The organism is Pseudorhodoplanes sp. (assembly GCA_032027085.1).
Classification (GTDB): domain Bacteria; phylum Pseudomonadota; class Alphaproteobacteria; order Rhizobiales; family Xanthobacteraceae; genus Pseudorhodoplanes.
Window position 1 is genome coordinate 2,837,277 of record JAVSMS010000001.1, and the last position, 20,164, is coordinate 2,857,440.

The window sequence follows — 20,164 nt, forward strand, 5'->3', positions numbered from 1 at the left end:
CTGCAGAATCCCCCGCCAAACCGACATCCCGGGCGAGATCAGCTTTCATGCCGGGGTCGCAACCCACATAAGCCGCCCTCGGCATTGTCCCGAATCGTGGGCGGTTGCATTCTTTGGATGAAGAAACGCTCCATACACGGCTTCGTTGAAATCCGATGGAAAGCACCATGCCCAGCCCCCGCGCTCCTGCCTCCAAGCGTTCTGCCCCACGCAAAATGCAGAAAGAGCCGAAACCGGCCAGGATAGCCGGCAAACTCGCGGCGGCTGGAGCAAAATCGGCCCGGCTTGGCCGGCTTTCCGACCAGGTCGGCTATCTGTTGCGGCGCGCCAGCAACGTCTTCAGCGCGCATTGGGCGCTTCAGTTCAGGGACGAGGGGGTGACGATCACGCCGCTTCAGTGCGGCATGCTGATTCTGATCGATGAAAATCCCGGGCTGACCCAGATCGAGCTCGCGCGTTTGCTCAACGTGGAAGGCTCGACGCTGTGGCAATTGGTTGACCGGCTGCTCAAGCTCGGTTTCATCCGCCGCCGCCGTGTGCCGGACGACCGCCGGGCTTTCGCCATTCATCTGTCATCCGGCGGTCGCCGGACCTTGCAACATTTCGAAGAGGGCCTGCGGCTGCATCAGCGCGCCCTGCTGGCCTGTCTGTCGGACAAGGAACAGGGCGCGCTGTCCGCCATGTTGCTGCGGGTGATCGAAGCGGGTGACCGGCTGAACGTCGCGGAAACGCCGCTTCGGGTATCTTCCGGAAAAGAGAATGCCTGAGCAAGCGTTTGGCGGGATTTGATTATAGGGTCATGATAGAATGACTTGGGGTTCCAACGCGTCAGAGGCCTCATGCGCAGATTCATGCATCGATTTATTGCTGTCTTAGCTGGTTTGGTTTTCGCAAATGCTGGGCAGGCGCTGGCACAGCAGCCGGCGCCGAGCACGAGTTTTGCGGACTCGCTGACGATGCTGGCGACGGCCTGCGGCAAGGACATTGACACGAATTGTGCGGGCGTGAATCTCGGCAACAACCGGCTAAAGAATTGTCTGAGCCGCAATCAGGCGACGCTGACGCCCGCTTGCCGCGATACTTATGGCAAGGTCTTCAGTCTGATCGACAAGCGGACGCGGTCGCGCAATGCGCTGCTGAAACACTGCGAGGCGGATGCAAAGAAGCTGTGTGCCGCCGCGCAAAAGGAAGACGGCGCAACGATTGAATGTCTCTTGTTGGCAAAGCGTCTCGGGTGGCGATGCAGCCAGGCCATGTCCGAAGCAAATTTCCGCTAAGGCCCCGCATGACCGCAAGAGAGATCCGGCTGATGCAACACCTCGCATTTCCACTATTGCTCCTGACCATTAGCTTGTGTTGGCCGGCGCCGTCCTTTGCGCAGACGAAACTGACGGCGGACGATTTTGTAGATGCCTTGCGCGTCGCCGCCACGCCGATCGACATCGATGTGAAGGAGATTCACGAACGAGCGCTGGAGCGGATCAAGAAATCCGGCCAAAAGCCGCAGGACCGGCCCGCTCTGGTGGAGGAGCTGAACAAGCAACCGCAACTGATCCTGGATATTCAGTTCAATACCGATTCCGCCATCGTGCGCCCGGAATCCTTCCAGACGCTCGGCCGGCTCGCCGACGCGCTGTATCATCCTTATCTGCTGGACCGGAAAATTCTTGTGGTCGATCACATCGAGGCGACCGGCAAGCGTCAGAACAATCTGGAGCTCAGCCAAAAGCGTGCGAATGCGATCCGGGAGGCGCTTGTGACCACGTTCAGGATTTCCCCGCAACGTGTTCTCGCGCTGGGGCTGGGCGAAGAGCAATTGCAGGATCGCGCCAAGGCCGGCGCCGGCGCCAACCGGCGCGTGCAAGTCATTGTGATCGGAAAGCGATGAGAGGTTCTCGCGATCCGGCTCTGTTGAAGTATAATTTTCGCGATTTCAGTTCGCTTTAGGCCGAAGCTGGCGGAGATCGGTTAACTCTGCGGCAATTCAAATCTCCGTTCGGCGCCTCGGCTGTGACAGGGCTGTTTTCGGTCCGGACAGTTCCGGGTCCATATTGTCCGGGCCAATATTAAAGGAGGTAAAAATGTCGGTCAGTTCGGCGACTACCTCGATTACCCCACGTCCGATGCTGCATGCGCTTGCCAAGGGTTGGTGGCTGGTGTTGCTGCGTGGCCTTCTGTCCATCGTGTTCGGCGTGCTGGCCTTCGTATGGCCGGCGATCACTCTCTTCACGCTGGTTCTGCTATACGGCGCTTTTGCCCTGGTCGATGGCGTTGTGGCGCTGATCGGCGCTTTCACCGGACGGCTGAAGCCGATGCCGACCTGGTGGCTGGTTCTGGTCGGTCTGGCGGGCATTGCCGCCGGCGTCGTCACGTTCCTCTGGCCCGGCATCACCGCCATTGTGCTGGTCATGTTCATCGGCGCATGGGCGGTCGTGCATGGCATTTTCGAGATCATCGGCGCCATCCAGTTACGCAAGGAAATCGACAATGAGTGGTGGCTCATTCTCGGCGGCGTCTTGTCGGTGATCTTCGGTCTGATTGTCTTGATCGCACCGGGCGCGGGCGCGCTTGGCCTGATTTGGGCGATTGCCGCTTATTCGATCGCGTTCGGGATCACCTGGGTGATGCTTGCCTTCCGGCTGAGAAAGCATCAGCAATAATTGCGGCCCGGTTAGAGGCCCAGATGGAAGATGTCGTCTTCCATCTGGGCATCGCCGTCGTGACTCATATCATTGAAGATGTCTCTCTCGACCGATTCGCCCGACCCACTGATATTGCCGGCAAAGTCGCGATAGCCGGGAGGCGGTGAAATCGGCTTCACCATGTCGCGATAGGAATTCATCGCGTCCTGATTTCCGATCAGAGCGCATTTGCAATAGGTCGGATCGGCGTAAATGTAATAGGGCGCGCCGTTTTTCATCCGGCGGACGAATCTATGCGGCGGCAGCGTTTTCAACCGCTCCATCCTTCGCGGCGTGTTGGCTTCTCGCATCACAAAGCCCGCCGCCTCAAGCTTCATCCCAATCGCTTCCTGGGCTTCGACGGGGATGGTGGACAGCGCAGCGGCGGTTGCGGCGAAGAGTGTTGAACGCCAAATCTTCAAAACGATCTGCATGAGAGCCACCATGAGCGATGCGACGTGTCATTATAGTCTGTCGCCCTTGTTCGTTGGATAGTCCTAACGGTCGGTCTCGGCATTGGGGATGGTGCGCCAGGGCAAATTCTGCAAACGATTGCCAATGCCGGAAAGGCCTGCGATAATGCGGCAATGGGCGGTTGCCTGATCCAGCAGCCGAGAGGTGGAGCATCCTGTGCGCGACAAAAACAAGCGTGTCACATTGAAACACGTCGCCAAAGCTGTCGGCGTCAATGTGTCGACCGTGTCACGCGCGCTGGACCCGGCATCCACGCACAATGTGTCGCCGGAACTCGCCGAGCAGATTCGCGACGCCAGCCGCAAGCTGGGCTACAAGCCGAATGCGGCCGCCTACACGCTCAAGACCAACAGGACCCGCACGATCGGCGTTGTCGTTCCCGACCTGTCCGATCCCGTCTTTCCTCCGATCATTCGCGGGATCGAAGACGGTCTTGGTCTGCATGAATATGTTTCCATCGTAGCGAATACCGACAACGATGCCCGCCGCGAAGAGCGCGTGCTGGAAACATTAAATTCGCGCGGCGTAGATGGCTTCATTCTCGCCACTACCAAGCGGCGCGATGCGCTGATCTCGCGACTGACCGAGGGCAAGCCGATCGTCACCATTATCCGCCAGGTCGACGACGCGCGATTTTCGTCGGTGGTGCACGACGAGGACGAGGGGATCAGGCAATTGCTCACGCATCTTGCGTCGCTGGGGCATCGCGACATCGCCCACATTGCCGGCCCGCAGGAGGTCTCCACCGGATTCATGCGCTACAGCGCCTTTGAGCGTTATCGCAAATTGCTGGATATCAATCGCGCCGAAGGTCTCGTTGTTTTTGCCAGGACTTTCAGCGAGGAGGAGGGCGAGCGCTGCGCCGAGGAATTACTGGCTGCCGGCCGTGACTTCACCGCCGTCGTGTGCGCCAATGATCAACTAGCGATCGGCGCGATCGCCGCATTGCATCGCCTCGGCCTGTCATGTCCGGGCGACATATCGGTAACAGGCTTCAATGATATTCCTTTAGTCGATCGGTTGCAGCCGCCGCTCACGACCGTGCGGGTGCAGCATCAGAAGATGGGCCACGAATCCGCTTTGCTGATGGTAGAGGCGCTGAAAACGCCGGAAAAATTGCGCAAGGCGGAGCATCTGGTCCTCCCGATCGAATTGGTCGTGCGGGCCTCGACCACAGCACTGCGACCGACAGTTCAGGTGCGCACCGATATGCGCAAGCGCAATGCACAGCGTAGCGATTGATTGTAGAGTAATAATTTCTGGAAGAGGCTGGCGCCGATTGACTCTCGCATCAAGGAAGTGCAAACGTTTGCCAAATTTGCAGACGGACAGACAAGGAGGCCATCATGGATCAGGCTATCCGCAAGATCAGCGCAGAAGACATCAATCCGCGCCACAACTGGGGCCGGGCGCTGCCGTCGCTTGGCATCATGGGCGTCGATTTCGAAGAGCGGGTCGACTACCGCCGGCTGCACAGATACCGGCTTGGGCGCGCGCAGCAGGCGCTGGAGAATTCCGATCTCGGCGCGCTGCTCGTCTTTGACGTCAACAATATCCGCTATATCACCTCGACCAAGATCGGCGAGTGGGAGCGCGACAAGCTGTCACGCTGGGCGCTGCTGACCCGCAGCGGCGATCCCATCCTCTGGGATTTCGGTTCGGCTGCCGTCCATCACAAGCTTTACGCGCCTTGGCTAAAGCCGGAAAACTGCAAGGCCGGTCTCGTCGGCTTGCGTGGCACCGTGCATCCCGATTTCGGCCTGATGAGGCGTCACGCCGAGGAACTCGCCGCCCTGCTGCGCGAGGCGGGCGTCGCCGACATGCCGATCGGGGTCGACATCATCGAGCCGCCGATGATGTTCGAACTGCAGAAGGCCGGTCTCAAGATCAAGGACGGCCAGCAGGTCATGCTGGAAGCGCGCGAAATCAAGTCGGCCGACGAGATCGCGCTGCTCAACCGCGCTGCGGCGATGGTGGACGGCGCCTATGATCTTATCAACGAGAAGCTGCGCCCGGGCGTACGTGAGAATGACATCGTCGCCGAGGTCAACAAGTTCCTCTATACGCACGGCTCCGATGACGTAGAAGCCATCAATGCGATCTCCGGAGAGCGTTGCAATCCGCATCCGCACAATTTCACTGACCGGCTGATCCGACCCGGCGACCAGGCCTTCTTCGATATCCTGCAGTCCTTCATGGGCTATCGCACCTGCTACTACCGAACCTTCAATGTCGTGCGCGCGACCGATTCACAGCGCGACGCCTATAAAAAGGCGCGCGAGTGGCTGGATAATGCGATGATGCGGATCAAGCCGGGCGCGTCCACCGCGCATATCTGCGAAGCGTTCCCGGAGGCTCCGGAATTTGGCTTCCCCGACGAAATGGCAGCTTTCGGTCTGCAATTTGCGCATGGCCTCGGCCTCGCGCTGCATGAGCGACCGATCATTTCGCGCGTGGTTTCGATGGATCACCCAACCGAAATCAAGGAAGGCATGGTGTTTGCGATAGAAACCTATTGCCCGGCAACCGACGGATATTCCGGCGCGCGCATTGAGGAGGAGGTTGTGGTGACCGACAAAGGCTGCAAGGTGATCTCGCTGTTCCCGGCCGAGGATTTACCGATTGCGAGTCGTTACTGAGCCTGTCCTCCGGCGCGTCGCGCCCTCGTGTGTCTTTCTATAGGAGTGGTTGATGTCAAATCAAAAGCTCGGCTGGATCGGTGTCGGCCGCATGGGCTATCAGATGGCGGAGCGCCTGCTCAAGGCGGGTCACGATGTGTCGATCTGGAATCGCACCAAGGCCAAAGCCGAGCCGCTGGCCAAGCTCGGCGGTAAGATCGTGGACAACCCGGTCGATCTCGCCGGCGTGGACATCCTGTTTGCGATCGTGTCCGCCGGTCCGGACCTCGAAGAGGTGTATTTCGGCAAGAACGGCATCGTGACCAATGCCAAGAGCAAGTTGCCGAAGATCTTCGTCGACTGCTCGACCATTGCGGTTGAGGATTCGGTTCGCATCCGCGAGCGTTTGAAAGAGAAGGGCGTTGACTTCGTTGCCGCACCTGTCTCCGGCAATGCGCATGTCATCAGGGCTGGCAAACTGTCGTCAGTGGTCTCCGGTCCGGAGCCCTCGGCCAAGGCGGTCATGCCCTTGGTCCAGGTCTTTGCTCCGAAGGGCGTCTCTTACGTGGGCGACGGCGAGCTCGCGCGCATCTGCAAGATTGCCCACAACGTCATGCTCGGCGTGGTGATCGAGAACCTGATCGAGATCACGCTGCTCGCCAACAAGATGGGCGTGCCGCGCCATGCCTTCCTTTCGTTCATGAATAATGGCGTGATGGGTTCGATGTTCACCGCCTACAAGTCGCCGGCTCTGGTCAACCTCGACTGGAGCACGACCTTCACCCCGGAATTGCTGCGCAAGGACCTTGATCTCGGGCTTGAGCTGGGCCGTGAATGGGACGTGCCCATGCCGGTGACGGCCGCCACTCGCGAAGTGTTGCAACAGCACATCGGCAAGGCGCTCTCTCAGCCCAATGCGAAGGAGATTCTGGCCCAGGATTTCGCCAAAATGGCCGAGACCATGGCCGAACTTGCCGGCATGAAGCTTGTGAGCGAAAACAAGAACGTTCCCACCGGCCTCGAAAGCTGATCGTCCCCTTTCCGCGACCCGCACGAGTTCATCATGAAGCCATCAAAGCAATCGACCAGTGGCGGTCTGAATGACGACATCGGCGAGACCAAGCGTCTCGCCTTGTATCGCTCGCAGGTTCGCCTGCGCGAGGCGGAGCAGCGGGCGTTCGACCTGTTCCTGCAGAACCTGGTGAAGGGGACGAGCCATTTGTCGCTCGGGCAGGAGGCGATTGCCGCCGGTTTCGCCGAGGCGATGCAAAAGGGCGACCTGTCCTTCTGCACCTATCGCGGCCATGCGCATACACTGGCGCGCGGCGTGCCGGTGGAGAAGGTGCTGGGCGAACTTATGCAGCGCGACAACGGTCTGATGCGCGGCAAGGGCGGCTCCATGCACCTCACCTCCGAGGAGCATGGGGTGATGGGCTCCTACGCCATCATCGGTGCGCATCTGCCGATTGCCTGCGGTGCCGCCTGGCGGGCGCAATACAAGGGGCACAAGGACGTGTCGGTCTGCTTCTTCGGCGACGGCACAACCAATATCGGCGCCTTCCACGAGGCGCTGAATTTCGCGGTGGTGTGGAAGCTGCCGGTGGTCTTCGTCTGCGAAAACAATCTCTACATGGAATACACGCCGATCAGCGAAGTGACGGCGGTGCCGCATCCCGCCGCCGACCGTGCGGCCGCTTACGGCCTCGAGCGCATCATCATCGACGGCAACGACGCCGATGTCGTCTACCGCACGGCGCAGGCAGCTTTCGCCAAGGCGCGCGCCGGGGAGGGACCGACGCTCATCGAATGCCTGACCTATCGCCACAGCGGCCATTCGCGCGCCGATCCGGCGAAATATCGTCCCGAAGGCGAGCTGGAGAAATGGAAAGAGCGCGATCCGGTCATTGTTTATCGTGAACGCCTGAAACAGTTCGGCGTCAGCGAGGACACGATTGCCGGGATCGACGCCGAAGTTCGCCGTGAAGTCGACGACGCGACCGAGGCCTGCAAGGCGGCGCCGATGCCGCAACTCGATATCCTGACCACCGACGTTTATGCCGATGGAGGCTGGGCATGGCGGAACTGACCTACCGCGAGGCTGTGGCGCGCGGCATCGCCCAAGAAATGAGCCGTGATCCCGACGTCGTCTTCCTCGGCGAGGACGTGGCGAAAGCCGGCGGCGTGTTCAAGGCGACCGTCGGGCTTTACGAGCAGTTCGGTCCGCTGCGCGTGCGCGACACCCCGATCTCGGAACAGGCTATTCTCGGCGCAGCTATGGGGGCGGCGATGACCGGCCTCAAGCCCATCGCCGAAATCATGTTTTCGGACTTCATTGCGGTCTGTTTCGACTATATCGCCAACGAATTTCCGAAGAGCCGCTACATGTCGAACGGGCAGACCAAATGCCCGCTCGTCGTGCGCACCGGCAACGGCGCGGGCTCGCGCTTTGGCGCCCAGCACAGCCAGAGCGTCGAGAATTGGTGCATGATGATCCCGGGGTTGAAAGTTGTCGCGCCGTCGACGCCGCGCGACGTGATCGGCCTGTTGGCGGCCGCCGTGCGCGATCCTGACCCAGTGATCTTCTTCGAGCACAAGTCGCTCTATGCCGTGAAAGGCGAAGTGCCCGACGGCGAGATCGTCGATACGCTCGGCACCGCGAAAATCGTGCGTCCCGGCAAGGACGCGACCATTCTTGCGCTCGCCCTGATGGTACCGCGGGCGCTGGCTGCCGCCGAGAAACTTCAGAGTGAGCACGGCATTGATGTGGAGGTCATCGACGTGCGCTCGCTGGTGCCGCTCGATACGCAGACGATCCTGAATTCGGTCGGCCGCACGCATCGGCTGTTCACGGTCGAGGAGAATCCGCGGCTGTGCGGCTGGGGCGCCGAGATCGTGTCGATCGTGGCTGACGAGGCCTTCTATGATCTCGACGGCCCGCCGGTGCGCATTACCACGCCGCATATCCCGCTGCCGGCCGCCGACATCCTGGAGGACGTCGTGCTGCCGACAGTCGATCGTATCGCCGAGACGGTGAAACGATCGCTGAATAGCTAGTTTTTCTGGTCATTCCGGGGCGCGAACGAAGCTCTCGAACCCGGAAACCAGCAACAGGTTCTGAGTTTGCATCTGGATTGCAGATTCCGCGCGGTGCGCCGCCCCGGAATGACGGAGTAAGAGGAAGACGCCATGTACGACAACCTGCTTGCAAACGTCCCGACCGACCTCTGGATCGGCGGTCAATGGCGCAAGTCCTCGAACGGCGAGCGTTTCGACGTTATCGATCCGGCGACCGAGAACACGATCGCGTCCGTCGCCAGCGCCACGGTCGAGGATGCCAAGGCCGCCGTCGATGCGGCCGCGGCCGCGGGCCCGGCCTGGGCCGCGAAAAAGCCGCGCGAGCGCGCGGAAATCCTGCGCAAGGCCTATGACCTGATCATGCGCGACGCTGAGCGGCTCGCTAAATTGATCACGCTGGAGAACGGCAAAGCGCTGCCGGATTCGCGCGGCGAGGTGGCCTATTCCGCCGAGTTCTTCCGCTGGTTCGCGGAAGAAGCGGTGCGCAATATCGGCCAGCTCTCGACCGCGCCATCGTCCGGTGCGCGCATTCTGGTGCAACACAAGCCGGCGGGCGTCGCCGTGCTGGTGACGCCGTGGAATTTCCCGGCGGCGATGGCGACTCGCAAGATCGGTCCGGCGCTCGCAGCCGGCTGCACGGTGGTTCTCAAGCCTGCCTCCGACACCCCGCTCACCATGCTGGCGCTGATGCCGATCCTGGAAGAGGCGGGTGTTCCGGCCGGCGTCGTCAACGTCATTCCCTCGCGCTCGTCGGGTAAGGTGGTCGGCACCATGCTGCACGATATGCGCGTACGTGTCGTATCCTTCACCGGTTCGACCGAAGTCGGCCGCAAGCTGCTGCAAGAAGCCGCCGACAATATTGTGCGACCTGCGATGGAACTGGGCGGCAACGCGCCGTTCCTGGTGTTCGAGGACGCCGATATCGATGCCGCGATCGAAGGCGCGATGATCGCCAAAATGCGCAACATGGGCGAGGCATGCACCGCCGCCAATCGCTTCTATGTGCACGAGAAGGTGCACGACGAGTTCGCCCAGAAGCTCACCGCCAAGATGGCCGACCTCAAGATGGGCAACGGCCTCGATGAGGGCGTGATGCTCGGGCCGCTCGTCAACCAGGAAGGCCGCGACAAGGTGATCGAGCTGGTCGACGATGCTGTAGCGAAGGGCGCGAAAGTGCTCACCGGCGGCAAGACGCCGGAGGGCAAGGGTTTTTTCTATCCGGCGACGGTCATCACCAATGTCTCCGACGACGCCAAGATGCTGAACGAGGAAATCTTCGGCCCGGTCGCGTCGATCCAGACCTTCAAGTCGGAGCACGAGGCAATCAAGCGCGCCAATGACACCGAATATGGCCTCGTGGCTTATCTCTATACGAAGGACCTGACACGCGGCCTGCGCGTTTCGGAGAAGCTCGATTTCGGCATGATAGGCCTCAATCGCGGTCTCGTCTCCGATCCGGCGGCGCCGTTCGGCGGCATGAAGCAGTCGGGCCTTGGCCGCGAGGGTGGGCATGAAGGTTTGATGGAATTCCTCGAGACGCAATATGTCTCGGTGAACTGGTAAGAAAGCGTCGGAGCGGGGAGCAGCATGGACGTCCTGATGCCGCAGCTTGGTGAAACCGTCACCGAGGGAAAGATCAGCACCTGGTTCAAGACTGTCGGCGACGCGGTGAAGCCGGGCGACAATCTGTTCGAGATCGAGACCGACAAGGTGTCGATGGAAGTGCCCGCGATCGAAGCAGGCTTCATCACGGAAATCCGCGTCGCGAAGGGCGAGGTGGCGGCGGTCGGCACCGTTGTGGCTGTGATCGGCGGCAGCGCCGGTGCCACCGCGAGTGCGCCGGCTGCGGCTTCGGCCAAGGCTGTTGCTCCGATTGCCGCGCAGTCTGCGACGTCGCCCGTTGCCGCATCAACCTTCCAGCCAACCAAACCCGCGGCTCCGATGGATCCCTATCGTGAAGTGCGCACGCCCGAGCGCAACTACGGACCAGCGCGGCTGGGCGGCGTGTCGGTGACGCCGCTGGCGCGGCGACTTGCCGCCGAAAACGGCATCGATCTGTCGCGGATCAAGGGGTCCGGACCGCATGGCCGTATCGTTGCCGACGACATCAAGAATGCCGCACCGCAGGCGCGCGGCGGCGGTCAGATTGCGGCCGGCCTGAGCCTGTCCGAGGTGAGGGCGGTCTATGCCGACGCGGCTTACACGGAAGTCCCGCTCGATGGCATGCGCAAGACCATCGCGACGCGCCTCACGCAATCGAAGCAGACGGTGCCGCATTTCTATCTGACCGCGGATGTCGGAATCGACGCGCTTCTGAACCTGCGCCAGGACGCAAACGCCGCGGCGCCGGTGAAGGACGGCGCGCCGGCATACCGCATCTCGGTGAATGACTTCATTATCAAGGCGCTGGCGCTGGCCTTGCAGCGCGTGCCGGCCGCCAATGCGGTCTGGGCCGAGGACCGCATCTTGCGCTTCGCGCATTCCGACATCGGCGTTGCCGTGGCGCTTGAGGATGGGCTGCTCACGCCCGTCATCCGCAACGCCGATACCAAATCACTCGGTGCGATCTCCAACGAAATGCGCGACCTCGCCGCGCGCGCTCGCGACAGGAAGTTGAAGCCCTCTGAATATCAGGGCGGGGTGTCGGCGGTGTCCAATCTTGGTATGTATGGCGTGCGCGAATTTGCCGCCATCATCAACCCGCCGCAATCCACAATCCTCGCCGTCGGCGAAGCGCGGCGCGCTCCGGTGGAAGCAGCGGATGGCTTGGTGAAATTCCAGAGCCAGATGAGCATCACCTTGTCTTGCGACCATCGCGTGGTGGATGGCGCGGTGGGGGCCGAGGTGCTGAAGGCGATCAAGGGTTACCTGGAAAACCCCGTCACCATGCTGGTGTAAGGCCTGAGCCGTTCCTCGGCAGGGACGTATTTTGTGCGCTTAGTGTTGTTCCGTCATCCTGAGGTGCAGGACGGCAAAGCCGGCGAGCACCTCAGGGCGACGGCGATAGACGGTAACGTCTACCGCAACACATCGCGCCGGGCCAGCAACGTCTCGATATCCGCGATTGCGTAATCGACAGCCCGCTCCGCAGTGTTAATGCGCAGATCGGGATTGGAGGGAGCTTCGTAATCCGAGCCGACGCCGGTGAATGAGGCGAGAGCGCCGGACCGCGCTTTTCTGTAATGCCCTTTCGGGTCACGGCTCTCGCAGACATCGAGCGGCGCTGCGACGTGGATTTCATAGAAATCCGGTCCGACAATCTGCCGGGCGCGCGCACGATCCTCGGCTTGCGGGGAGACGGCGGCGACTATCGCGATGATGCCGCTCTTCGACAGATGTGCCGCGACTTCCGCCAAACGCCGCACATTCTCGGCGCGATCCGCACGCGAAAAGCCGAGATCGGAATTGAGACCGGTGCGCAGCGTGTCGCCGTCGAGCAAGATCGGCATGCCACCGCGCGCGAACAGCCGCCGCTCCGGCGCCCGGGCGAGCGTAGACTTGCCGGAGGCCGGCAGACCGGTGAACCAGATCACTGCGCCGCGATGGCCGAAGCGCTCAGCAGTCTCGCCGCCTGCGACGGCGGAGGGCACCGGTATGATATCGGCTTGCGCCGGTATTTGCGGTTTTGCCTCATCGGTCGCGAGCAGGATTCCGCCGCCGCCGATATGACCCGCCGTTTCCAGCACAATGCGGCCGGTACGCGGGTTCAGATCATGGATGTCCCCGGCCAGCGGCTGCGCGAGGGTGATTTCGATTTCGCCGACATGATTCTGCGCAATCGCGTCGGCGCCCTGCGCCGACAATTGTCCGGGATCGATGGCTTTGGCGATGGCGGTGACCTGTCCGCGCACTTCGGCCGTGCCGATGCGGACGGTGAGGTTCGATCCGGATTCGAGCGGCGCCTGCTGCAGCCAGAAGACGCGCGCCTGTAGACGCTGCACCGCCTTGGCGGGCGTGGAGGCGGGCGAAATGACATGCCCGCGGTCGACAAAGATTTCGCTGTCGAGGGTGATGCCGACCGACTGCCCCGCGCTTGCCGTTTGCGAGGCCGCTGACCTGTCGGGCGCAGGCCAAGCCTCGATGGCGCGGATGCGCGCACGTTGTCCTGTCGGAGCAACGACAATGTCATCACCGACGCATATGCGCCCGGTCTCTACACGGCCGGCGATGATCCGCCGGTCGTCGAATTTGTAGACCGCCTGCACCGGCAGACGCAGGGGAAGTTCCGCGTCCGGTCGCGCCGGCGCAAAACTGTCGAGCACCTCCAGCACCGCGGGTCCGGAATACCAGGCTGTGGAAGAGGTGTGCTTTGCAACGCCGTCGCCGTTGCGTGCCGAGATCGGGATCACGGCGGTCGGCATGAGACCGAGCTGGTGCAACTGGCCGACGATTTCGGTTTTGATTGTCGCAAACCGCGCCGGATCGAAATTGACGCGATCCATCTTGTTGATGACAACAGCGATCTGGCGAACCCCGAGCAGTTGCAGCAGGTGGCAATGCCGGCGCGTCTGCTCGCGCACGCCTTCGCTGGTGTCGATCAGCAGCAAGGCGGCGTCCGCTTGCGACGCGCCGGTGATCATGTTGCGGAGAAATTCGGTGTGTCCGGGCGTGTCGATCAGAACGATATCGCGCGAGGCGGTGCGGAAACGGATCTGGCTGGTGTCGATGGTGATGCCCTGATCGCGCTCGGTCTGCAATGCGTCGAGCAGAAACGCCCATTCGAACGACATGCCGCGGCGAGCGCTCACCGCCTTCAATTGCTCCATCTTGCCGTCCGGCAGGCTGCCGGTCTCATGCAGCAGGCGGCCGATCAACGTCGACTTGCCGTGGTCGACATGGCCGACAATCACGATGCGCACGAGCGGGCGCGGGCGAAGCGGCTGAGGGGAGGCGACGAGAGGCGAGACGGGAGCATTCATGGTGCCACGCGCTGGCTAGGGATGGTCACGACGGTCAGAGATATCCCGAGAGGCGCAGACGCTCGAACGCGTCCTCGGATTCATGATCCATGGCGCGCCCGGATCGCTCCGGCACCTTGGTGGCATCGAGTTCGGTAATGATCTCGTCGATGGTCGATGCGTGGGAAGACACAGGAAAGGTGATGTCGGCGTCCCCGAGAGAGCGGTAGCGTTTGCCGTTCTGCGAGAAATAGAGCGGGATGACCGGAATCTGTTCGCGGCGCGTATAGGCCCAGATATCGGCTTCCGTCCAATGCAGGATCGGATGCACGCGCAAATGCGCGCCCGCCGGCAGGCGGGGGTTGAACTGATCCCAGAATTCCAACGGCTGGCTGCGCACGTCCCATTGGCCTTCGACGCCGCGCGGCGAGAAAATGCGTTCCTTGGCCCGCGTCGGCTCCTCATCACGGCGAATGCCGGCGATCAATCCATCGAAACCATGTTTCGCTAACGCGAGCTTCAGGCCTTCGGTCTTGCGCGCCGCGGATCTCGCGGCCGGAGGGAGCGAGTTATCGACAGCCTCGATGGGTGGGCAGGGCTCGGTGAGCAGTTTCAAATTCCATTCCGCGCTGTAGCGGTCGCGGAAGGTATACATCTCAGGAAACTTCTTGCCGGTATCGACATGCAGCACGGGAAACGGCACGCGGCCAAAGAACGCCTTGCGCGCGAGCCAGATCATCACGTTGGAATCCTTGCCCAGCGACCACAGCAAGGCGAGATGTTTCAGGCGCGCGAAGGCTTCGCGAAAAATGTAGATGCTCTGCGCTTCCAGTTCGTCGAGACGATCCATGAGTGCTATTCCGTACCGGTTGCGTGCGTCGACCAGGGACGCCGCGCGCACATGCGCAGCCGTGGCAATCCGGCGAGAAAAAAAATCGTCTCGATTTCAGCGGGAAAGGTCATTGGACATTCCAAAACGCGTTTCATCTGCAGTAGAAAATTTTTCTATCCAAGTCCTATTTTTTCGTTTTATATGGAAAAAAATCTCGTCAATCGGATATTTTCCCAATGCATTTTCAGTTGGATGACGAGTCGCCCGGCGATGAAAATCTGCGGACGGACACCGCGCGCGCCGATGCGAACCGTAATCGCGAGGCGCGCGATCGTCTCGCCGCCGAACTGAACGAAGCTCTGCAATCAGCATCGCCGAGGCAGATCATTCGTGCGGCGCAATCGGCCGTGCCGAAAGGCCGGCTCGCAGTCACGTCATCCTTCGGCGCGGAATCGGCGCTGCTGCTCAAATGCGTCGCCGATGTCGATGCTGCAATTCCGGTGCTGTTTCTCGACACCGGCTGGCTGTTTGAGGAAACGCTAACCTATCGCGACACTTTGGTGGCGCGACTGGGACTCTCCGACATACGAGTCCTGAAACCGAATTCGCTTGCCGTTGCGGAACGCGATGCCGAGCGCGATCTCTGGTTTCGCGATCCCGATGCCTGCTGTTCGCTGCGCAAGGTCGAGCCCTTGTCACGCGCGCTTGTGTCATTCGACGGCTGGATCAATGGGCGCAAGCGCTTTCACGGTCACGCGCGCAGTCAGATTCCAGTGGTGGAAAGCGACGGACTAAGGCTGAAATTCAACCCGCTGGCACATGTCACGCAGGAGGAGGTGCAGCAATCCTTCACGCAGTTCGATCTTCCGCGTCATCCGCTGGAGCAGGCCGGCTACGCCTCGATCGGATGCATGCCCTGCACGAGCCGGGTGAGCGCCGGCCAATCGGTCAGGGACGGACGCTGGCAGAGGCGGGGCAAAACTGAATGCGGGATTCATCAGGCGCCAGAAAGCTCGAAAGGCTAAAGCCCCCAAGTGTTGCAAGAGTCAACCTCGTCTGTAACCGCTCAATAATTTTCGTCATGCCCGCGTCACCCGATCCGGCCGAAGGCCGGCCCGCGTGACTGTGACCACCGCCGCCTCGTAATAGGAATTGACGCTGCCGTCGCAGTCTTCGACCTTCAGCAGCAGATTCTTCGGCAGGCGGAAGGGCGCAAGAAATTCGCTCAAGCGCTCCAGCCCGGCTGCTGCTTCAGCTTTTCATAAATCGGTTGATGCGCCGGATTGGCCGGGCGAACGTATTCGCCCGTGCACCCGATTCTGGCTCGTCTCTTGCTCGGGCTGCGCCGCCGGCAGGCCGGGCAGCAGCGGGCCATGAGGATGGCCAATTGGCGTAAATCTATCATGGGTCCCGATTCCGAAGTTCGCGAGAGTTTGCTGCCAGCTCTGGAGCGAACGTCGGAATCGAAGGACACTAGCAAATGTTTGATTCTGGTGTGGCTTGGTTCGGAAAATCGCTCACAGAACACGCCGCAAGAACCGAGCGAATTTCCGAACCACCACACGAGGCCTAGGAAGATCGCCGCATGCAGTGCTACGTCTATGTGCTCGCCAGTCATGGCCGCGGCGGCATCAAGACCTATGTCGGGTGGACGCTCGATCTCGCCCGCCGTATGACCCAGCACAATTCCGGTCGGGGAGCACGATCAACCCGCGGCCGCGTCTGGGTGCTCCTGCATTCGGAGTGTTTCGAGACGCGGACAGCGGCCATGAGCCGCGAATGGCACTTGAAACGCGATCGCGCCTTTCGCAGGCAATTGTCGCAGAAATTTGCCGAGACTCTATCGGGCCTGGGTCAGCTGGCAGCAGATGGTGCAGGTCAGCGCTCGGCGAAGGCCTTTTCGATCACGAAATGACCGGGTTCGACGTAGCTGCCTTCGGTGAAGCCGCGCCGGTCCAGCAGCGGACGCAGATCCGCCAGCATCGCCGGGCTGCCGCAGAGCATCACCCTGTCTTCGGCGAGGTTCAGCGGCGGCTGGCCAATATCGGCAAATAGCCGGCCGCTGTCGATCAGGTGGGTGATGCGCCCGCGATTGCGGAACGGCTCGCGGGTGACTGTCGGGTAATACGTGAGCTGCTCGCGCACGTAGTCGCCGAAGAATTCATGCTCCGAGAGATCGGCGATGATAGTTTCGCCATAGGCCAGCTCCGCGATCTGGCGGCAGCCATGCACCAGGACGATCTGCTCGAAGCGGCTATAGGTGTCGGGATCCTTGATGATGCTGACAAAGGGCGCGAGCCCGGTTCCCGTCGACAGCAGCAAGAGGCGACGGCCCGGCAGCAGATTGTCTTGGACCAGCGTGCCGGTTGCCTTGCGGCCGACCAGTATGATGTCGCCTTCTTTCAGATGCTGCAGTTTCGAGGTGAGCGGGCCATTCGGGACCTTGATCGAGAAGAATTCCAGATTGTCCTCATGATGCGCGCTCGCCATGCTGTAGGCGCGCAAGAGCGGTCGTCCGTTCACCTCCAGTCCGATCATAGCGAACTGGCCGCTCACGAAGCGGAAGGAGGGATCGCGCGTGGCGGTGAATGAGAAGAGACTGTCGGTCCAATGCCTGACGGAGAGGACCGTTTCCTTGTTGAGATTGCTCAAAAGAGATGTCCGGGATGCTTCAGTGAGGTCGGGTGGCGAGGCGCCAAATTAGGGTGATTTGCGGCTTTTTGAATGCCAAATATTTCCCCCATTCAGCAATTCCATTCTCGCAATGCCGTTATGCGCGCAGGTTTCTTTCCGGGACGCCCGTTTGCAGGCGCTTGGCGGATACCTCGCATGGTTCAGCAGGTGCCAGTGGGGTCTCGTCCTGCGGCATGTCCGGCCTGCGGCCGAACAACCAAGCCGCGCCGCCGATCAGGCCGAGCGCAAGGCTGAGCAGCGCAAAGGCGACGCTGGCGCCAAAGGCGACGGCCAGCGGAACCCCCACCGTGCCGAAGGCGATGATGGCCGCACCCTCGCGCACGCCCCAGCCGCCGATCGAGATCGGCAGCATCGCGATTTCGAGCACCGCCGGCACCAGAAGCGCCGCCAGCAATGCGGAGGTCGTGTCGACATGCCAGCCGAGAAACAGAACGAAGAAGACAAGCGAGTTGCAGAGCGCGCTGAGCAGGCTGACGCCGGCGGCAAGCCAGAGACGCGGATGAGGGCGCAAGAGATGTTGTCCCGCGGTCACCGCCTGGGCGATGAAGCCTGCAATCTTTGCGGCGCGATGTCCGGTGATGCGGCCTGCAATCCTGAGGACATGGTGGCGAAAATATCCGAACAGCAACACCGTAACCGTGCCCGCCACGCCGGCAAAGGCGAGCAGCGCCAGAATCAGCCGGACTGCATCGTTGTCGATGCGCGCGAAGAGCCACGGCAGGCTGGCGAGCAGGAGAACGTGATTGACGATGATGCCGGTAACGCGATCAAGAGCAACGGCGGCGCCGGCCTTTTCAAGATCAAGGCCGGATTTGCGGACACGCCAGACACGCAGCGCATCGCTGCCGAGAAATGACACAAAGGTCTGGCCGAAGAAGATGCTTTCGATGCTGATGCGGATCGCGTGCGGCGCCGAGATGCTATGCTCGAAGGTTGAAACAATCAGCGCGAGCCTGAGGCCGGTGAAGACCGCCTGCAGGACGATGACGACAAAGGCGGCAAGAATGGCGGCCGGCGCCAGCGCGGAGAAGGCTTTCGCGATGGCGTGAAAATCGAGCTTCCAGGCAATGGCGCCCAGAATTGTGAGCGTGAACGCGAGCTTGAGGCCCCACAGGGTGTATCTGGTCATAGGTGGGGACGATCTTGCTCTGGAGGGATGATTGGGAAAGGAATGGGCAAGCCGATCGCTCACGGGAGCCGGACGCCATGGGTAAATAATCCAGTCGGATTAGGCAAGCGGGAGGCGGACCGCGTGATAAGGTCCGATTCCGATTGCCGCGGCGCCTCGGTTCCAATACCGGATCCCTCTTGAAGTTCAGGAATTCGTTCAATGGAGCGCTTGCGAAACACCACTGCGTGATCCCGGGTCCGATGCTTCGCAGCGTCCCGTAAGACCATTAAGCTTTTCAATTCAGCCTGAGCCGCACGTGAACCTTCTTCAAAACCTTGCCGACAATCTCGTCCGTCCGATCCAGTCCTTCCGCCCGCGCTATCTGCCGGTGGTGATGGTCTATTTCGCCTATGGCGCGCTCGGGCTGACCGATGTCACGCGCGACATGTGGGTGAAGGAGAAGCTGACGCTCAGCCCGGCCGAGCTCGCCGGCATCGGCGTGTGGCTAACGCTGCCCTGGAGCATCAAGATGGTGTTTGGGCAACTGGTCGACAGCGTTCCGCTCTTCGGCTCGCAGCGCAAATCCTACATCATGCTCGGCGCCGCGTTCACGACCGCGGGCCTGATCGTCCTGGCCGGCGCAGCCGGCGGCTGGCTCGCTTTCCTCGGGCTCGAGCAGCTCTTTGTTCTGGGCGCAATCCTGATCGTGATCGGCACGGTCATCCAGGATGTGGTCGCTGATGCGATGTCGACCGAGGTGGTGCCGCGCGCCGACGAGAAGGGGACGCCGCGTCCGGAGGACGAGATCAAGGCCGAGCTCGGCATGGTGCAGGTGCTGGGGCGGCTCGCATTGTCCGGCGGCATTCTTGCAGTCGCGGGCCTCTCGGGCTGGCTTGCCACGTTGTTCGACCGCGAGACGGTGTTCCTATTCGGACTTGTTGTGCCGGCGGTTTCACTGACCAGCGTGTTCCTCGTGCAGGAAACCGGCGAGCGGCGCCCGCTCGACTGGCGCATCCTCGGCGCCGGCCTTGCTTTCGGCGCGGTGGTGGTGGCGCTGGCGGTTGGCGGCTTGCCCTATGGGCAGGAGCTGATCTTCGTCCTGTCGATGACAGTGATCTGCACCATGCTGGTCTGGGTCACGCGCGATCTCGACCACAAGTCGCGCATGGCGATCTTATATACGACACTGATCATCTTCGCGTTTCGCGCGACGCCGGCGGTTGGCGATGGTTATTTCTGGTGGACGCTCGACGTGCTGAAATTCGACGAGGCCTTCTACGGCACCTTGCGGCAGACAGGCGCGCTGCTCGGGCTTGTCGTGCTGTGGGTGTTCTCAAAGCAGATCACCGAATATCCGGTGAAATGGACGTTGCTCTGGCTCGCCGTTTTGGGGGCGCTGCTGGCGCTGCCGAATGTCGGTCTTTACTACGGCCTCGCTGAATGGACGGAAGCGCGTTTCGGCTTCGGTGCGCGCACCATCGCCATGATCGATGCGGCGACGGCGTCGCCCTTCGTGCAGCTCAGCATGGTGCCGCTGCTGACGCTGATCGCCTTCTATGCGCCGCCGGGACGGCGCGCGACCTGGTTCGCGCTGATGGCTTCGCTGATGAATCTGGCGCTGGTGGCGGGACAGTTGCAGACCAAATATTTCAATCAATTGTTCACCATTCAGCGCGGCGATTATGGCGAGCTCGGCGTCCTGCTGATCGTGGTCCTGGTCATGGGCTTGATGATCCCGGTCGGCGCCATCCTGCTGTTTGGTCGCCGCATCTGACGTCTGC

At 61.5% G+C, this 20,164-nt stretch carries 20 protein-coding genes; 14 read left to right on the forward strand and 6 right to left on the reverse strand.

The features are described from left to right. The first annotated feature begins 167 nt into the window (after positions 1-167). The 4 genes from RO009_13640 to RO009_13655 all read left to right on the forward strand — a co-directional run bounded on the left by RO009_13640 (position 168) and on the right by RO009_13655 (position 2,660). Positions 168-767, forward strand: a complete 600-nt coding sequence (locus RO009_13640; protein ID MDT3686072.1) for a MarR family transcriptional regulator — start codon at positions 168-170, stop codon at positions 765-767. Positions 768-851: 84 nt separating this feature from the next. After that, positions 852-1,277 carry a cysteine rich repeat-containing protein gene (locus RO009_13645; protein ID MDT3686073.1) on the forward strand — a complete coding sequence of 142 codons (426 nt, stop codon included), beginning with the start codon at positions 852-854 and terminating at the stop codon, positions 1,275-1,277. Between the two features lie 8 nt (positions 1,278-1,285). Next, positions 1,286-1,888 (forward strand): OmpA family protein, encoded by a 603-nt coding sequence (locus RO009_13650; protein MDT3686074.1) that lies wholly within the window; start codon positions 1,286-1,288, stop codon positions 1,886-1,888. Positions 1,889-2,081: 193 nt separating this feature from the next. Continuing rightward, on the forward strand, positions 2,082-2,660 hold the full coding sequence (locus tag RO009_13655; GenBank protein MDT3686075.1) for an HdeD family acid-resistance protein: 579 nt from the start codon (positions 2,082-2,084) through the stop codon (positions 2,658-2,660). Between the two features lie 11 nt (positions 2,661-2,671). Here the strand turns inward: RO009_13655 and RO009_13660 are convergent, their stop codons facing one another. Then, positions 2,672-3,115, reverse strand: a complete 444-nt coding sequence (locus tag RO009_13660) for a hypothetical protein (protein ID MDT3686076.1) — start codon at positions 3,113-3,115, stop codon at positions 2,672-2,674. Positions 3,116-3,311: 196 nt separating this feature from the next. Between RO009_13660 and RO009_13665 the strand changes: the two genes are divergently transcribed. From RO009_13665 to RO009_13695, 7 genes are all read left to right on the forward strand, one after another. Beyond that, on the forward strand, positions 3,312-4,397 hold the full coding sequence (locus tag RO009_13665) for a LacI family DNA-binding transcriptional regulator (GenBank protein MDT3686077.1): 1,086 nt from the start codon (positions 3,312-3,314) through the stop codon (positions 4,395-4,397). A gap of 104 nt (positions 4,398-4,501) precedes the next feature. Further along, on the forward strand, positions 4,502-5,794 hold the full coding sequence (locus RO009_13670) for a Xaa-Pro peptidase family protein (GenBank protein MDT3686078.1): 1,293 nt from the start codon (positions 4,502-4,504) through the stop codon (positions 5,792-5,794). A 52-nt stretch (positions 5,795-5,846) separates the two neighbouring features. Beyond that, positions 5,847-6,803: an NAD(P)-dependent oxidoreductase gene (locus RO009_13675; GenBank protein ID MDT3686079.1), complete on the forward strand. Its 957-nt coding sequence runs from the start codon at positions 5,847-5,849 to the stop codon at positions 6,801-6,803. 33 nt (positions 6,804-6,836) lie between these two features. After that, positions 6,837-7,859, forward strand: a complete 1,023-nt coding sequence (locus tag RO009_13680; protein MDT3686080.1) for a thiamine pyrophosphate-dependent dehydrogenase E1 component subunit alpha — start codon at positions 6,837-6,839, stop codon at positions 7,857-7,859. Then, positions 7,847-8,827: an alpha-ketoacid dehydrogenase subunit beta gene (locus tag RO009_13685; GenBank protein MDT3686081.1), complete on the forward strand. Its 981-nt coding sequence runs from the start codon at positions 7,847-7,849 to the stop codon at positions 8,825-8,827. The genes RO009_13680 and RO009_13685 overlap by 13 nt, the downstream gene beginning before the upstream one ends. Positions 8,828-8,959: 132 nt before the next feature. Next, complete coding sequence (locus tag RO009_13690) at positions 8,960-10,411, forward strand: NAD-dependent succinate-semialdehyde dehydrogenase (protein MDT3686082.1); 1,452 nt, start codon at positions 8,960-8,962, stop codon at positions 10,409-10,411. 24 nt (positions 10,412-10,435) lie between these two features. Next, on the forward strand, positions 10,436-11,746 hold the full coding sequence (locus RO009_13695) for a pyruvate dehydrogenase complex dihydrolipoamide acetyltransferase (GenBank protein MDT3686083.1): 1,311 nt from the start codon (positions 10,436-10,438) through the stop codon (positions 11,744-11,746). A 119-nt stretch (positions 11,747-11,865) separates the two neighbouring features. Here RO009_13695 and cysC read toward each other — a convergent pair whose 3' ends face one another. After that, positions 11,866-13,767 (reverse strand): adenylyl-sulfate kinase, encoded by a 1,902-nt coding sequence (cysC, locus tag RO009_13700; protein ID MDT3686084.1) that lies wholly within the window; start codon positions 13,765-13,767, stop codon positions 11,866-11,868. A 34-nt stretch (positions 13,768-13,801) separates the two neighbouring features. After that, on the reverse strand, positions 13,802-14,596 hold the full coding sequence (cysD, locus tag RO009_13705) for a sulfate adenylyltransferase subunit CysD (GenBank protein MDT3686085.1): 795 nt from the start codon (positions 14,594-14,596) through the stop codon (positions 13,802-13,804). Between the two features lie 218 nt (positions 14,597-14,814). Here cysD and RO009_13710 point away from each other — a divergent pair, with 218 nt between their 5' ends. Then, entirely contained in the window at positions 14,815-15,603 is a 789-nt protein-coding gene (locus RO009_13710) for a phosphoadenylyl-sulfate reductase (GenBank protein ID MDT3686086.1), read from the forward strand. A 54-nt stretch (positions 15,604-15,657) separates the two neighbouring features. Here the strand turns inward: RO009_13710 and RO009_13715 are convergent, their stop codons facing one another. Beyond that, the gene (locus tag RO009_13715; GenBank protein MDT3686087.1) at positions 15,658-15,807 is read right to left on the reverse strand and encodes a hypothetical protein; all 150 of its coding nucleotides are present in this window, start codon (positions 15,805-15,807) and stop codon (positions 15,658-15,660) included. A gap of 356 nt (positions 15,808-16,163) precedes the next feature. Between RO009_13715 and RO009_13720 the strand changes: the two genes are divergently transcribed. Continuing rightward, positions 16,164-16,493 carry a GIY-YIG nuclease family protein gene (locus RO009_13720; GenBank protein MDT3686088.1) on the forward strand — a complete coding sequence of 110 codons (330 nt, stop codon included), beginning with the start codon at positions 16,164-16,166 and terminating at the stop codon, positions 16,491-16,493. Here the strand turns inward: RO009_13720 and RO009_13725 are convergent. Continuing rightward, positions 16,457-17,230, reverse strand: coding sequence for a ferredoxin--NADP reductase (locus tag RO009_13725; protein MDT3686089.1), 774 nt, complete (start codon positions 17,228-17,230; stop codon positions 16,457-16,459). The genes RO009_13720 and RO009_13725 overlap by 37 nt on opposite strands. A gap of 118 nt (positions 17,231-17,348) precedes the next feature. Next, entirely contained in the window at positions 17,349-18,401 is a 1,053-nt protein-coding gene (locus RO009_13730; protein MDT3686090.1) for a lysylphosphatidylglycerol synthase transmembrane domain-containing protein, read from the reverse strand. 298 nt (positions 18,402-18,699) lie between these two features. Between RO009_13730 and RO009_13735 the strand changes: the two genes are divergently transcribed. Next, complete coding sequence (locus RO009_13735; protein ID MDT3686091.1) at positions 18,700-20,157, forward strand: hypothetical protein; 1,458 nt, start codon at positions 18,700-18,702, stop codon at positions 20,155-20,157. Positions 20,158-20,164 lie beyond the last annotated feature (7 nt).